Genomic DNA, 13,892 nt, shown 5'->3' on the forward strand with positions numbered 1-13,892 from the left:
GCCGTCGTATGTGCCACCAGAAAACGCTCCAATGTATGCGCCCTATGGTCCATCGGCTGTATCACCGTCGTATGCACCTCCATCAGCCAACGCTCCAATGCCTACACCATACGGTCCATCAGCGGTATCGCCGTCGTATGCACCTCCATCAAAGAGTAGGCAAACAGATAGTGAAAGTTATTAAACTAATAAAAATCTGATTTGAGTTACTCTCAAATCAGATTTTTACATAGGCATGTAAGGATCTTGACTCTTCTTATTCTACGAGACTCTTCGCTCTTTGGCAATACGTGCTCCGGTCTTATTCATACACCGCAGGTTTCGCCGGAAAACAAGTATGTGATATAATCACAAACGACAACAGTCCAACAGAAACGGAGAATATATGTATGCTGACGTTTGAAGAAAAGCTCGCGATTATTGAATCATTTCCGCAATTAGAACGAAAAAATGTCTCGCTGGGACGAGTGAATTTTCATTATGAAGAAAGCGCTTTTGACAAAAAAATCGTAGTTTACCACCTGCACCCGAACGGCAACGGCTTTGTATATGCCGGACACCTGCCTGATTACGACACAGACGACAAAGGCCTGGTGAATATTCGTGATTATGCGGCGGATGAACTCCGTTCCTTAATCAAATCGTCCATTGAGTCTCTCTCGGATGATTCGGAAATGGAGGAGGAGCAAGGTGAGCAATGGACTGGCCCGGAAGAGCAGACGCTCTTACTTGTACACGAGAACGACTTGTGGAATGTGTACACCGGCTTGAACCTGGAAGCTTCTTTTGAAACGTATGAAGAAGCGGAGCAGTACATGCAGGAAGAAGGGTTTGTACGCGCTTAGGCCAAGAAAAAAGGAAGTGATACGGCCGCTTAGTCTCACGCCGGCATGAAAAAACGCTCTTTCCACAGGGGAAGAGCGTTTTTCTTTTCTAATAAATTACTTACCCTCTCAAGAGGGCTTTCCATATTTGTTAGCCTTTGGTTATTCGTTAGCGAGCACAGCTCGCTCCTCCGCTGTAAATACACGGGAGCGGGTTAAAAACCGCACGCCTTCCGGTCCTTCTAAGGAAAACATTCCGCCCCGGCCATTTACCACGTCAATAATTAACTGCGTATGCTTCCAGTACTCATATTGAGGAACGCTAATATAGAAAGGAGTTTCGCCGATTTCTCCAAGCAGAATATCCTGATCGCCTACGATAAATTCTCCGCGCGGATAACACATAGGAGAACTTCCATCACAGCATCCGCCCGACTGATGAAACATCAGGGGACCGTACTTCTCCTTGAGCCGTTCAATCAGCGCAATCGCAGCCTCTGTGGCGATGACTTTCTTGATTTCCTCCATTTTTCACCTCCAGGTTTAGAAGAAACCTAATGCATCCGGTGAATAGCTTACGAGTAGATTCTTCGTTTGCTGGTAGTGGTTGAGCATCATTTTGTGGTTTTCACGCCCGATACCGGACTGTTTATAACCACCAAATGCAGCATGAGCCGGGTAAGCGTGATAGCAATTTGTCCAAACACGGCCTGCTTTAATGGCACGTCCCATACGATAAGCCGTATTCATATCGCGTGACCATACCCCCGCTCCAAGCCCGTACAGCGTGTCATTCGCGATCCGCAGCGCTTCAGCTTCATCTTTAAACGTTGTAACGGATACAACAGGTCCGAAGATTTCTTCCTGGAAGATGCGCATGCTATTGTCACCTTTGAACACGGTAGGCTGAATATAATAGCCTTCGTTTAAATCTCCTCCCAGTATGCTGCGCTCGCCTCCAATCAGGCACTCTGCGCCTTCCTGCAGACCGATATCAATGTAGGACAGGATTTTCTCGACCTGCTCCAGGGAGGCCTGTGCCCCAATCATCGTATCGGTATCAAGCGGATTTCCCTGTTTAATGCTGGCTACGCGGGCAAGCGCACGCTCCATAAATTCGTCATAAATGGATTCGTGAATGAGTGCGCGGGATGGGCAGGTACATACTTCACCCTGATTCAGTGCAAACAGCACAAATCCTTCGATGGCTTTATCGAGGAAAGCATCGTCCTTGGCCATCACATCCGGGAAGAAAATATTAGGTGATTTTCCACCCAGTTCAAGGGTAACTGGAATAATGTTTTGCGATGCATATTGCATAATTAAGCGTCCTGTTGTTGTTTCTCCTGTAAACGCGATTTTTGCGATACGCGGATTCGAGGCAAGCGGCTTACCGGCTTCTAAACCGAAACCGTTTACAATATTTAAAACACCCGGTGGAAGTAAATCCTGAATCAATTCGGCAAGAACCATAATGGATGCCGGAGTTTGTTCGGCTGGCTTCAGTACAACACAGTTGCCGGCCGCTAATGCAGGAGCCAGCTTCCAGCATGCCATTAAGATAGGGAAGTTCCACGGAATGATCTGCCCGACTACTCCGAGCGGCTCATTGAAGTGGTAGGCTACCGTATGTTCATCCACTTCACTGATCGTCCCTTCTTCTGCACGCAGAACGCCGGCGAAGTAACGGAAATGGTCGATTGCCAGAGGAATATCAGCTGCCATCGTTTCGCGTACGGGTTTTCCGTTATCCCATGTTTCTGCAACGGCCAGCACTTCCAGATTTTCTTCCATGCGGTCGGCAATTTTATTTAGAACGCGGGCACGGTCTGCAGCCGAAGCTCGACCCCAGCCATCTTTTGCTTCATGGGCTGCGTCAAGGGCAAGTTCAATATCTTCCGCAGTGGAGCGTGCAATGCGGCAGAATGGTCTTCCATTAACAGGCGAAATATTGTCGAAGTATTCTCCGCGCACCGGTGAAACCCATTTTCCCCCTATGTAGTTATCATACTGCTCCTTGAAATTCACCTTTGATTGTTCTTGTCCAGGTTGTACGCAAATCATGTTTTATTCCTCCTTCATCTATTGTAATTTTTTGAAAACGTAATTTAAAAATGCTTTGTACAAAAATAACGGATGTATTTTTTATAATATTTTGTATTTATTTACTATTAGTTAATATTATAACATTCTGTCTTTTGTTTGTAACTGCATTTATATGACCTTTAGTAGCAATTTTTTTGCTTTATGTTTGATAGTCAGTCTACAATCTACATGACGAAATTACCGAATGAATTTATCCGCTTCTTCCTTGCAAGGATAGATTGCTGCTGATATTGCGTTGGCGTTATACCCTCATATTTCTTGAAAACCCTTGCAAAATAATTCGAGTCGGAAAAACCGCATTTTTCGCTGATTTCCATCACGGTTTCTTTCGTATAATCAAGATAATGCTTGGCTTTTTCTAAGCGACGGGCAGTAATATATTGTGTAATCGTAAGACCTGTTTCCTGTTTAAACAGTCTGCTAAGATATTGTGCGCTAAGATGGACCAATCCAGCTAAAATTTCTAAATTTAACTCCATGTGAAGGTTATGTTCAATATATTCTACGATTTTTACGATATCGTAATGTTCCCAGCTTTCTTCTAAGTATTGTGAAACGGGAGCAGCTGACTCCGGGATATATTTAATTAATGCCCGCCGAATTTCATCCGGGTGAGCCGGCTTCAGTAAATAATCATCCGCTTCCCATTCCGCTGTCCGGCACCCGGAATCGAACTCATCATAGGCAGTAAGAAAAATCACGCGGCAATCAGGAACATCCTTTTTGATAATTTCAGCAGCCGCAAAACCGTCCATAATGGGCATTTTGATATCCATCAGCACCAGATCCATTTGCTCCTGCCTGGCTAAATTCACAGCATCCACACCATTTTTTGCCTCAAAGAATTGATCTACGGCCATGTTGTGTTTCTTAATCATCATTGTTAACACTTCCCGCTCCAGCGGTTCATCATCAACAATCATCAATTTCAAGCCAGATTCCCTCCTAATTTCGGGATGATGATTTGAACCATTGTCCCAGCTCCGATTTGGCTTTCAATTGCTGCGATACCATACTCTTCTCCAAAGTAATGCTGAATTCGTTTTTGTACATTGTTCATTCCGATTCCTGTGGTATGACCGTTGTTTTCGGAATTTTTATTTGAAAATATGGATAGCCGTTTCTCTTCGGGCATTCCCATGCCATTATCGGAAATCTCAAGGATCACTTTGTTATCCATCGAAAATCCACGAAGTTTAAGGACAACCGTACTATCCTGCGGCTCAAATCCATGTATAATAGCGTTTTCAATAATTGGCTGAATGGTGAGGATTGGAATTTTTATTCCATCAACATCCAAATCCAACCACTGTTCATATTGGATTTTGTTTCGAAAACGAGATTGTTGAATGTTTAAATAGTTCTTGATGTGTTCTAACTCTTCCTTTAGAGGAACAAGTTGGTCTATGTTCCGTAAACTATACCTTAGTATTTTTGCTAAAGAGTACGTAACGTTTTGTGTCTGTTCTGCGTTCTCCAGGTAGGCCAGGCGGGAAATTGTATTTAATGTATTAAATAAGAAATGAGGGTTAATCTGCGACTGTAATACTCTTAATTGTGTTTCTCGCAAGATTTTCTCCAGTTCAGCACGAATTTGTAATTCTTCCATCAACTTCTGGCTTTTCTCATTTAATTCTTCCTGTGCGAGGTGAGTTGCTCCCATCTTGATAATATAATTGGCAACAAGATAGAGCATTTCTGTTGCGGCTTCTACGCGTTTTTGACTGGTAAATTCAATCTTCTCAAAATAAAGATCGAGGAGTTCTTGATTAATATGCAGGTTTTTCGTATTCTGGCGAACCTGTTCAAGCCTTTCTTTATCCTTCTCTTCAATTAATACCTGGCCGCAAAGAACCGCCCCCAGGTAATTGCCATTGAGAATGATAGGTGCGGCCAGATCAACCAGGCCGGAATGGCAACGATGTATGGCAGGTTTCCCCTGCTCGGCTGCTATGATTCCTACCCGTTCATCTGATAACATACAGCGCTGTAACCCTTCCTCTGATGAACGGATATGGGAGCAAAAGGCAGTGAAATTACTGGGCTTAGTAACAGGTACTCCCTGTTCGTCTGCGATGACGACTCCCAGGCCGGTAGCATCCGCGAAGCGATCCTGGATTTCCTGGAGAATTTCGATGTTCACGATATTGCGCAATGTAAATACGGTCACAGTACCCTCCAACCTGAACCCCCTTCGATTATTTTACACTACTTTTTATTTTTAAAAAAGTCGAACTTATCAGTGAAAGTGTACGATTGGACAAAAGGGGTCTAAATCACTAGAGCAAACTCATTTTTATTCAACTAGATTTGGCATCCATTCTAAATCACTAAGTACCCTGACAGCCGCCTGTGCCACCTGGATGTCCTGAGCAACTGACCCGCCACTCACACCTACCGCACCTATGATTCGCTCATTTCTACGCAGCGGGATTCCCCTCCGAACACGACAACCCGCCCACTGTTTGTTGTATTGATTCCATACAGCTCGTTCCCGGGCCCGGACAATTGCGCTAAATCAGCGGTAGGCATTTTCATGGCTACCGAAGTCCAGGCTTTGTTCTGGGCAATATCTACGCTAACCAACAGCGCATCATCCATTCTGTGGCAGGCGACAAAATTCCCGCCTCATCCACAATACTAATGACCATAGGTACCCCGATTTGATTGGCTTCTTCTTCTGCACCTTCTATCATTTTTTTTGCCAGTTCTAACGTAATCTGATCCATTGATTTTCATCCTCCCTTATAAAAAGTATAATGGTAAACCCTTGACCAAACGGGCTGCATTCTTTCCTAATCTGCGTCCGTTTATGAGCCTGTCTTTTAAGTATGGTTCTGCCTGCCTCAATTTCTCGTGATGCAGGCACGAGTTCCCTTGCTGATCCACCCCTATGCCAACTTGCAGTGGAGACATAGAGGCTGCCAGGGCCCCCAGTTGAACAAAGTCGAGTATTTCATCCCGCTGATAGAGCTGAAAAGGAACCCCCTCTTCTTCCAATCCGGCACAGATTTCCTTCATTTGGTGAAATGGAATACGGCTATCATATAAAATGGGAATATAAACTTCATGCTTATTCATTTAGTTACCCCATATTTTACGGAGGACAGTACCAGGCCGGTAGCGACTGCGTTCCGCGGGCCTTCCGTGCCGCGTATGTTGGCAAAACCAGCAACGATTCCGTATTTGCCCAGTTCCTCTGTCAGCATTTGTGGAATCTCGAAATCAAGCGCCGATCCTCCCACCATAACAACAAAGGATAAATGTTTTAAATTTCCTGTAGGAATAATTCGCTTAAGCGCACGCAATGCATTCGTAACGAACACTCTTCGTTTAGCGCTCCGGCGAATCTCCCGGATTTTTTCCATCGAACTGCGGATAGACAGAGGTGTAAACTCTTTCTCTTCCCGAATGACTACTTTTCCAAAGGTATACGGGGGAAAAGGCGTTTCGGAAAACAAAATCGTTCCGTCTTCTAATTGCATATGAAACAAACTGAGCACTTTACCTAATGGATACTTCTTAATTTTTTCCGCTACATCCTTATCTCCTAAAGCCAGTTCCGAATTAATCAGCATCGTTACCATGTCGCCTGCACCGGCCAGATGGGTTGAGACCGTTTTTTCGGCTCCATCCATCATAGCGGCATCGGTTGAGCCGCCGCCCATATCAAGAATGACAATCGGCTTTCTCGTTCCGGGAGTTGTTAAGGCTCCACGAATGGCCATCTCCGCTTCTACTCCGCCAACTTCAACCGCAATTCCTATTTCTTCTTCCAGCAGGGAAGCGACTCTCTGAATCGGGACCTTATCTGTTTTCACCATGGAGGCCAGGGCCACACCACTTTCCATAGAAAGCTCGCCGGCCATGGAACCGCTAATGGACGTCGGAATGACCGCATCAACGGCCAGAAAATCTGAAATGGTAATTTCATTCGGTGATTGCCCGGTTAATTGAGCCAAATCCTGCCTCAGGCCATTAAACATGCCTCCAACGTTTGTCCCAGTCTCTCCCCGAACGTCCTGCAGCGTGCCGATTTTTTCATACGTGTTCATTATGCTTTCTGCCCCATCGTTAACCGACACTTCCATATGGCTCCGTGGCCCTATTAAAATCATCCGGCCCGCTTCAATTTTTCGTTCGACCACTTCCCCCTGCGGTGTGCGGATGACAACTGCGGAACGATTGCCTACTAACGCTTTGGCAACCAGAGCAATCTGTATCGTCTGATCCGGATCCAGTTGAAACACCGTGGAGAGTCCATAAGGATTGCTTAACGTCCGAATGACATGGCCGGGTAAAGCCACCTCGACGGCTGCCAGCTTAAATAGAGGAACTTTTTCAATCAGGGAAACCTCGTCCACAATCGGAATTTTTTTATGCAGCCTATTGTGGATTAATACTCCATCGTCTTTTTGAACAATGGCTCCTGTAATGGATATTCCTTCAGTTTCTGCCTGGTTAAGGCGGTGAGCCACCCATTCATAATCAAACGATTTGGGTATAACCGTAATATAACCCTGTCCTTTCTCTGCCGCATCAAATAATTGATCGATTAAAATCGTTGTTCCAACGCCCAGCCCTGCTCCACCTGGAGTATCCGGATTATGGCCTATCATGGAAGATTCGGTGATAATGGTCTCACTGATTAAATCCATGGCCAGATCCCCAATCACTGGAACAGCATCATTGAGCCGGATGAGATCAATTTCCTCTACATCAAGCCCGGCTTGTTTGGCAGCCTCTTGCAAGGCAAACTGAATCCCCCTCACATTGTGGGTGGTCCCTTTTACGCCTGTTGTTTTCACCAAATGCTGGGAAAGAAACTGAATCTGCTCACCCTCAATCCGCGCGATAGCCACTTCTGTTGATGAATTGCCAATATCTACACCAGCAACAATTCGTTTCATCATAGGTTAGTCCTCAATTTTCTTTAATCTGCCACGCCTTTCATATACATCCGCAGCTTCACGAATTAACCCCGCATTTTCCACTGCACCATATTGTTCTTCTAATTCATCAGCAATCGCTAATAATTCTTCTTTTGTAGACCGATTCGGGCGCAAGGCATTATAGATTTGCAATATACGAGAATCCGAAATACTAATCATTTCGGCTGCTCTGCGGAAGTTTTTCGCTAATTGAGTTCTGCCTAAACTTTCACTAATTTCGGCGTGCATGAGCAGCGTTTTCGGGCTGATTCGCAGATCTGCACCTGTCACCTGTCCTTTTAGGGCAGCATCCAATGTCAGTTCGTTATAGGCTTTTTCTGTCGGAGTAAATAATAAATCAGGACGTTTTAAACCAAGCGGATACTGCTCTTTCGTCAATTTTTCCATATAAATTCCCTCCTACTCTTTTATTGTAAATTCTGCCAGTAACTCAACCGGCCTGGCATCCGGAACAATAGACTGACACTCTCTTAAATAGAGGAGTGCGGCAACCGCCTGATATTTAGGGCGCGCCATTTGATCATTAACAACCGGAACAGGATTGGGGCTTTCCCCTAAGGCATACATCGCTGCATTCCGTCCAATCGCCCGGTACGTTTCCAGGGTAATTAACGGAGATTGGGGAAATAGCTCAAGATTGCTCAATGGATCCAGGTCACGCTGATGAATAACCGTCGTCCCTCGTGACTGTAATCCAACTCCGATTCCAGAACCGCTCAATTTAGCTGCTCCATGTGCCATAAAGGCCAGGTCGGCGGTACGTAAACTCCGAATAATGCGCGGGATTGCCCCCTGTTCTTCAATTCCGGAAATCACTTCGCGCAATACTGCCGCATGGTCAACCTTGACGATCGTTTTATTCATTTCTTTTCCAAAAGCAGGAGCGATGGCCACTATAACTTCTCTGGGATTCGTCCCTTTTGTTGCTGTGCCGATCTCCGTTATCTTCATTTCTATCGAAAATGTGGCTGTAGTCATACCTCATTCCTCCTTTAATCGAAATCTTTCGGGCTAATGGCCTGGCGAATGTTTTTGATTTCTTCCCATCTTTCCGGGCTTATACGGTATCCGGTTCCCGGACCCGTGTAATCGTTCTCATCATTTACCGCGCTAATCACAACATTTTCTTTATTAATGATGGCCGATGTATGCAAATAATCGCCGGCTACCCTTTGTTTTAGCATATCGAAAATCCGTTCGGCCGTTTGCCTGTACCCGCGCTTTGCCAGGACGAGGGCGACATCAAATCCCCCGATTCCATCCCGTAAAATTCGTTCAGCTGCCTTTAAATCTTCGACAACATTTCGCGGCGGCATATCGACACTGCTATTGGCATAAGTAGCCGCTTCGACTTCTTCGTCTGTAATCGCCGGGAATCCTAATTCCTCGAAAACGGCTTGCAAAGCTCTGGCAGCCTCATAGCGAATTTCAATGACACTTCCTTCATCTACTGGTTTTAACCCGCCGTCAACCATCATGTCCCGTTGAATAATTAAGTAATCGTCCAGATCACTTGAATCCATATTGGAGCCGGCAAACATATCTTCGCTGTTCGGTACCGCGCTATATCCGGAAAAAATAAAGTCAGTACCCGGCAGCATCTGACATAACATTTTTGCACTTCGCCGGATTTCTGAATGGGAGAAGGTTTGATCATTTCCTGAGGCTACTTCCAAATCAAATAACGTTGTGGCCAGGTTCTCCGCTAATACCGCACGGATTCCGCTTGGGACGGAGGCTGGAATTCCAATGCAGCTTATTGAGCCGTTTTGTAACCCTTGAACACCCGCTCCTTTGGCCATCATCACGCAGCGAATTTCCAAATAAAGCATCGACTTTCCTTCCGCACCCGCCATTTGAACTTCGGAACCTGTTCCCGACGTAAAGCGCATTTTGGCACCACGGGAAGCATAGGCAGAGGCTAAAAACGATTTTGACCACGGTGTGTCATCCCCGTCGATAAAAACAGGTTCCGTGCCATAGATGGAAATGGTTTCGGCATAAGAAGTCAGCCCCAGCATAGCTAAACGAAGTTCCGTTGCTTCTTCCAGGGAATCCTGGGTTAGGATTCCGCCCCTTGCCGTTTGGGAACCTACGAGTAAGGCTAACGCATTGAAGGGAGCATACCGGACAACCCCGACGGTCGTCTCCTGTTCATCGAATCCAAAGAGTCCTGCTTCCGCAGCATCCGCCGCCATCAGCACCGGGTTATCCCGTACGTTTGTTACATGGCATTGGTTGGAAGGGGTCTTTCTCGCTCTCATCTTTTGTAAAGCCATCATCATTTCCACGACATTCATATGATTGAGCACTTCCACTACTTTTGCAGGGGTCATACCTTTCGATAGGGACAATATTTCCGAACGGGTTACGTTAATGTCCACCAGTTTGCGGGCAATGTCTAAACTGTCAATGGACATTACTTTTTCAGCAATGCTTGCATCGATCGTATAATCGGCAATAAACTGATCCAGCATATCAAAACCTTCTCTTTTCTTTCCATCCAATTCGACGATTTTTCCATTTTCCACTTTGACAGACGGCTTCGGATCCTCAGGACTCGACATGGCTACAAATCCCATCTCTGGCCATTCCGTTACAAATCCATCCTGGTTCACGGATCTTTGTTCTAAAATCTCAAATCTTTTTGAACGCTGCATACAGGGTCTCCCTCTTTTCTATGATTATTTAAAAATTAAACCGTTTCCGCAGAAGCCGCTATTTCCTTCTTGCTGTTATCTGTTTCCTGTAATAAAGGATCTTCAACAGGGAGGTATCTGCCAATGAAATAATCGTACAGCCCTCCTCCCAGGAGTGCTCCAATGATGGGTCCGATGATAGGAACCCAGAAATATCCGTTGGGTCCAGGTAGTGCAACCTGACCCCAGCCGGCCAGGGCTGTAAATAATTTAGGGCCAAAATCACGGGCCGGATTCATTGCAAACCCTGTTAGTGTTCCAAAGGAACCTCCCATTACAGCTACCACGATGCCAACTGCTAGCGGAAACAGTGCCTTTGTGGGGGCGAATGAATTTCGCTCATCAATAAAGGAAAATATAGCCGCTACTAAAAAAGCGGATATGGCGATTTCTACGCATGCGGCTTGAAAATTACTTAAGTAGGGTGCAGGATAGGTAGAGAAAATACTCGCCAAAGTTTGGCTTTGTGCGCTCCCCCGGGTAATTCCCTTTGCCGCTTCATACTGAAGGAACCCATTGCGGTACAGCCCGTATACTGCGGCGGAAGCAGTAAAGGTTCCCGCGGTTTGGGCTGTAGCATAAGGGAGTACCTTAGCCCAGGGGAATCCACGATAAACGGCGAGTGATAAGGTTACCGCCGGATTAATGTGCGCGCCGGATATAGCCGCTGTTATATAAAGAGCCATACTAACAGCTAAACCCCAGATCACGGACACATCCCATATGTTGTATTGAGCTCCGTTTAAAACCAGAGCAGCCACACAACCCGCACCGATAAAAATCAGAATGAAGCTGCCAATAAACTCTGCAATTAATTCTCCTTTTACGCTTTTCATTTGAGACACCTCCCTCCTTTTTTGTTGTTATGAGTCCATTATAATTTTCTGAAATAAAGATGTCCCTGGACATAGCATGCATTTATTAGCATTTTCTTAACCTTTTATATAATCAGAATACTTTAACGAAAAGAAGACATCCCTTATATAAGGAATGCCTTGGATTTGTGCTGCCGAGCTACAGACGGTTTGCCGAGCGACACTATTTCTTAAAATAAACCGGAAATCGTTCCTTCCTCATCAATGTCCATGGCAAGCGCTGCGGGACGCTTTGGAAACCCGGGCATTGTCATGATGTCACCTGTTAAAGCGACAATGAAACCCGCACCCAATGAAGGTTTAAGCTCGCGGACGGTGATTACAAACCCTTTTGGTCTTCCAAGCAAAGCTGGATTATCCGAAAAAGAATACTGGGTTTTCGCCATACAGATAGGCATAGCATCCCATCCCCATCTCTCGTATTCTTTGATTTGCTTGCGAGCTTTATCTGTGAAAAGAACCCCGTCTGCTCCGTATACCTTTTTGGCGATTTTCTCGATTTTTTCCGGTATGGAAGAACCTTCGTCATATAGAAAGCGAAAATGATTTTCCGCGTTCTCGATCGTTTCCATTACTTTTTGCGCCAATGGTTCTCCACCAGCACCTCCGTATTCCCATACTTCTGTAAGTGCCAGAGGAATCCCCTGCTTTTCGCACAAATCTTTTACAGCCTTCAGTTCATTTTCTGTATCGGTTGGGAAGCGGTTTAAAGCAACGACAAACGGCAGGCCGAAATGCTTGATTGTATCGATGTGTTTTTCCAGGTTGCTGCAGCCTTCAATTAATGCACCCACATTTTCACTGCCTAAATCCTGCTTGGCCACCCCTCCGTGCATCTTTAATGCTCGAACGGTAGCAACAAGAACGACCGCAGATGGATGAAGGCCTCCTTTACGCGATTTGATATTCAAGAACTTCTCCGCGCCCAGGTCAGAACCGAATCCCGCTTCCGTTACAACATAATCACCTAGCTTCAGGGCCATTTTCGTTGCAATCAGGCTGTTGCAGCCGTGGGCGATATTGGCAAAAGGTCCTCCATGAATAAGGGCAGGTGTATGCTCCAGCGTCTGCACCAGGTTTGGTTTTATCGCGTCCTTCAAGACAAGCGTCATCGCTCCCTGCGCTCCCAAATCCCGTACATATACAGGAGTCCCTTCATATGTATAGGCAACAAGCATGCTGGCCAGTGATTCCTTAAGTTCCTCTAAATCTTCCGATAAACAAAGAATCGCCATAATTTCGGAGGCAACGGTAATGTCAAATCCAGCTTCCCGCGGTACCCCATTCGTTTTTCCGCCAAGGCCAATCACGATGTCGCGGAGTGCCCGATCGTTCATATCTATTACCCTTTTCCATACGACTTGCCGCGGATCGATGTTGAGTTCATTTCCCTGGTGAACGTGGTTATCAAGCAGGGCGGCAAGCAAATTGTGCGCGGTTGTTATCGCATGAAAATCCCCTGTGAAATGAAGATTGATATCCTCCATCGGTACAACCTGAGAGTACCCTCCGCCTGCTGCTCCCCCTTTCATGCCAAAGTTTGGCCCTAAAGAAGGCTCGCGTACGGCGATGACCGCTTTTTTACCGAGCCGGTTTAATGCCTGGCCGAGCCCTACGGTTACGGTTGTTTTTCCTTCTCCTGCAGGGGTTGGGCTGATTGCGGTTACGAGAACAAGCTTTCCATCCGGGTGCTGCTTTTTCCGCTCCAGGAGGGATAAATCGATTTTTGCTTTGTATTTACCATAAGGTTCCCACTCGCCTTCCGTTACGTCCAGCAAGTCGACAATCTCAGCAATGGGCTTCATTTTAACGGATTGGGCAATTTCGATATCCGTTTTTATTGGTGTCTGTGTCTTCATAATCGTTCCCCTACTCTTCTGATAGTGATAATGTTCGAAAATATTTTACCATGGAACGAACCGGATGTCGTATCAACCTTAAATTGCCACAATGTTGTGTATTCGATTCTGAAAAAAGGTAAGCTACACCTTCAGCACTCGAAAGGTTGCCGTTCCCATCGCGAGAAGGGTTCCATCTGCGGTTTCTACTCTCGCTTCTGTGGTTGCCGTTCTTTTCGTACGGTGCACAACTCTTCCCTTCGCATAAATTTTCCCTTCACCGGCCGCCGCTACATAATGGATGTTCATATTCGTCGTCGCCTGCTTAAAATCGCCATTAGAGCGCGCCGCGAGCCCCATTGCGTTATCCAGCAGCGTTGCAAACATTCCGCCATGAAGCGTCATGTTTCCATTCATATGCTCGTGGCTGATCTCAAGGGAGATAACAGCATGGTCTTGTTCTATCGTTTCAATCACGCAGCTCGTATGTTTCCAAAATGGAACCTCGGAAAAATGATCTTTTAACTGCTGTAAATAATCGGTGTCTGTCATTTCCAATCCTCCTTTTGTTTACGCTAAAACCGTGCATTTTCCAGGG

General features: G+C 45.8%; 14 protein-coding genes and 1 pseudogene. 2 read left to right on the forward strand and 13 right to left on the reverse strand.

The genetic code is table 11. From position 1 onward, the window contains the following. Window positions 1-200, forward strand: a 200-nt coding sequence (locus tag MBEAL2_RS32865) for a hypothetical protein (protein ID WP_236692826.1), incomplete at its 5' end; no start/stop codon positions are given. 189 nt (window positions 201-389) lie between these two features. After that, complete coding sequence (locus tag MBEAL2_RS12820) at window positions 390-845, forward strand: hypothetical protein (protein WP_047152699.1); 456 nt, start codon at window positions 390-392, stop codon at window positions 843-845. A 141-nt stretch (window positions 846-986) separates the two neighbouring features. Here MBEAL2_RS12820 and MBEAL2_RS12825 read toward each other — a convergent pair whose 3' ends face one another. The 13 genes and pseudogenes from MBEAL2_RS12825 to MBEAL2_RS12885 form a co-directional block, all read right to left on the reverse strand. Beyond that, window positions 987-1,352 carry a DUF779 domain-containing protein gene (locus MBEAL2_RS12825; RefSeq protein ID WP_047152700.1) on the reverse strand — a complete coding sequence of 122 codons (366 nt, stop codon included), beginning with the start codon at window positions 1,350-1,352 and terminating at the stop codon, window positions 987-989. Between the two features lie 15 nt (window positions 1,353-1,367). Next, window positions 1,368-2,888, reverse strand: a complete 1,521-nt coding sequence (gene adh / locus MBEAL2_RS12830; protein ID WP_047152701.1) for an aldehyde dehydrogenase — start codon at window positions 2,886-2,888, stop codon at window positions 1,368-1,370. 206 nt (window positions 2,889-3,094) lie between these two features. After that, a complete protein-coding gene (locus tag MBEAL2_RS12835) occupies window positions 3,095-3,853 on the reverse strand; it encodes a response regulator transcription factor (protein WP_236692831.1) in 759 nt (252 codons plus the stop codon). A 5-nt stretch (window positions 3,854-3,858) separates the two neighbouring features. Continuing rightward, a complete protein-coding gene (locus tag MBEAL2_RS12840) occupies window positions 3,859-5,112 on the reverse strand; it encodes a sensor histidine kinase (RefSeq protein ID WP_052947694.1) in 1,254 nt (417 codons plus the stop codon). Between the two features lie 219 nt (window positions 5,113-5,331). Beyond that, window positions 5,332-5,659, reverse strand: a pseudogene (locus tag MBEAL2_RS12845) (GlcG/HbpS family heme-binding protein); the annotation flags it as partial. 16 nt (window positions 5,660-5,675) lie between these two features. Then, window positions 5,676-6,011 (reverse strand): glycerol dehydratase reactivase beta/small subunit family protein, encoded by a 336-nt coding sequence (locus tag MBEAL2_RS12850; protein WP_047152703.1) that lies wholly within the window; start codon window positions 6,009-6,011, stop codon window positions 5,676-5,678. Beyond that, a complete protein-coding gene (locus MBEAL2_RS12855) occupies window positions 6,008-7,843 on the reverse strand; it encodes a diol dehydratase reactivase subunit alpha (RefSeq protein ID WP_047152704.1) in 1,836 nt (611 codons plus the stop codon). The genes MBEAL2_RS12850 and MBEAL2_RS12855 overlap by 4 nt, the downstream gene beginning before the upstream one ends. Window positions 7,844-7,846: 3 nt before the next feature. Next, window positions 7,847-8,269 carry a diol dehydratase small subunit gene (locus MBEAL2_RS12860; RefSeq protein WP_047152705.1) on the reverse strand — a complete coding sequence of 141 codons (423 nt, stop codon included), beginning with the start codon at window positions 8,267-8,269 and terminating at the stop codon, window positions 7,847-7,849. Between the two features lie 12 nt (window positions 8,270-8,281). Then, the gene (locus MBEAL2_RS12865) at window positions 8,282-8,860 is read right to left on the reverse strand and encodes a propanediol/glycerol family dehydratase medium subunit (protein ID WP_047152706.1); all 579 of its coding nucleotides are present in this window, start codon (window positions 8,858-8,860) and stop codon (window positions 8,282-8,284) included. Between the two features lie 14 nt (window positions 8,861-8,874). Next, complete coding sequence (locus tag MBEAL2_RS12870; protein ID WP_047152707.1) at window positions 8,875-10,542, reverse strand: propanediol/glycerol family dehydratase large subunit; 1,668 nt, start codon at window positions 10,540-10,542, stop codon at window positions 8,875-8,877. 35 nt (window positions 10,543-10,577) lie between these two features. Further along, entirely contained in the window at window positions 10,578-11,417 is an 840-nt protein-coding gene (locus MBEAL2_RS12875) for an MIP/aquaporin family protein (protein ID WP_152667787.1), read from the reverse strand. Window positions 11,418-11,626: 209 nt separating this feature from the next. Then, the gene (locus tag MBEAL2_RS12880) at window positions 11,627-13,315 is read right to left on the reverse strand and encodes a formate--tetrahydrofolate ligase (RefSeq protein ID WP_047152709.1); all 1,689 of its coding nucleotides are present in this window, start codon (window positions 13,313-13,315) and stop codon (window positions 11,627-11,629) included. A gap of 123 nt (window positions 13,316-13,438) precedes the next feature. Continuing rightward, window positions 13,439-13,846 carry a PaaI family thioesterase gene (locus MBEAL2_RS12885; protein ID WP_047152710.1) on the reverse strand — a complete coding sequence of 136 codons (408 nt, stop codon included), beginning with the start codon at window positions 13,844-13,846 and terminating at the stop codon, window positions 13,439-13,441. Window positions 13,847-13,892 lie beyond the last annotated feature (46 nt).

Source organism: Aneurinibacillus tyrosinisolvens (assembly GCF_001015055.1).
In the GTDB taxonomy this organism is placed as follows: domain Bacteria; phylum Bacillota; class Bacilli; order Aneurinibacillales; family Aneurinibacillaceae; genus Aneurinibacillus_A; species Aneurinibacillus_A tyrosinisolvens.

Bases quoted from the DNA above. Each gene is read 5' to 3' on its own strand.
- MBEAL2_RS12820 (WP_047152699.1), top strand. From the start codon at position 390: ATGCTGACGTTTGAAGAAAAGCTCGCGATTATTGAATCATTTCCGCAA.
- MBEAL2_RS12825 (WP_047152700.1), bottom strand. From the start codon at position 1,352: ATGGAGGAAATCAAGAAAGTCATCGCCACAGAGGCTGCGATTGCGCTG.
- adh (WP_047152701.1), bottom strand. From the start codon at position 2,888: ATGATTTGCGTACAACCTGGACAAGAACAATCAAAGGTGAATTTCAAG.
- MBEAL2_RS12835 (WP_236692831.1), bottom strand. From the start codon at position 3,853: ATGATTGTTGATGATGAACCGCTGGAGCGGGAAGTGTTAACAATGATG.
- MBEAL2_RS12850 (WP_047152703.1), bottom strand. From the start codon at position 6,011: ATGAATAAGCATGAAGTTTATATTCCCATTTTATATGATAGCCGTATT.
- MBEAL2_RS12855 (WP_047152704.1), bottom strand. From the start codon at position 7,843: ATGATGAAACGAATTGTTGCTGGTGTAGATATTGGCAATTCATCAACA.
- MBEAL2_RS12860 (WP_047152705.1), bottom strand. From the start codon at position 8,269: ATGGAAAAATTGACGAAAGAGCAGTATCCGCTTGGTTTAAAACGTCCT.
- MBEAL2_RS12865 (WP_047152706.1), bottom strand. From the start codon at position 8,860: ATGACTACAGCCACATTTTCGATAGAAATGAAGATAACGGAGATCGGC.
- MBEAL2_RS12870 (WP_047152707.1), bottom strand. From the start codon at position 10,542: ATGCAGCGTTCAAAAAGATTTGAGATTTTAGAACAAAGATCCGTGAAC.
- MBEAL2_RS12875 (WP_152667787.1), bottom strand. From the start codon at position 11,417: ATGAAAAGCGTAAAAGGAGAATTAATTGCAGAGTTTATTGGCAGCTTC.
- MBEAL2_RS12880 (WP_047152709.1), bottom strand. From the start codon at position 13,315: ATGAAGACACAGACACCAATAAAAACGGATATCGAAATTGCCCAATCC.
- MBEAL2_RS12885 (WP_047152710.1), bottom strand. From the start codon at position 13,846: ATGACAGACACCGATTATTTACAGCAGTTAAAAGATCATTTTTCCGAG.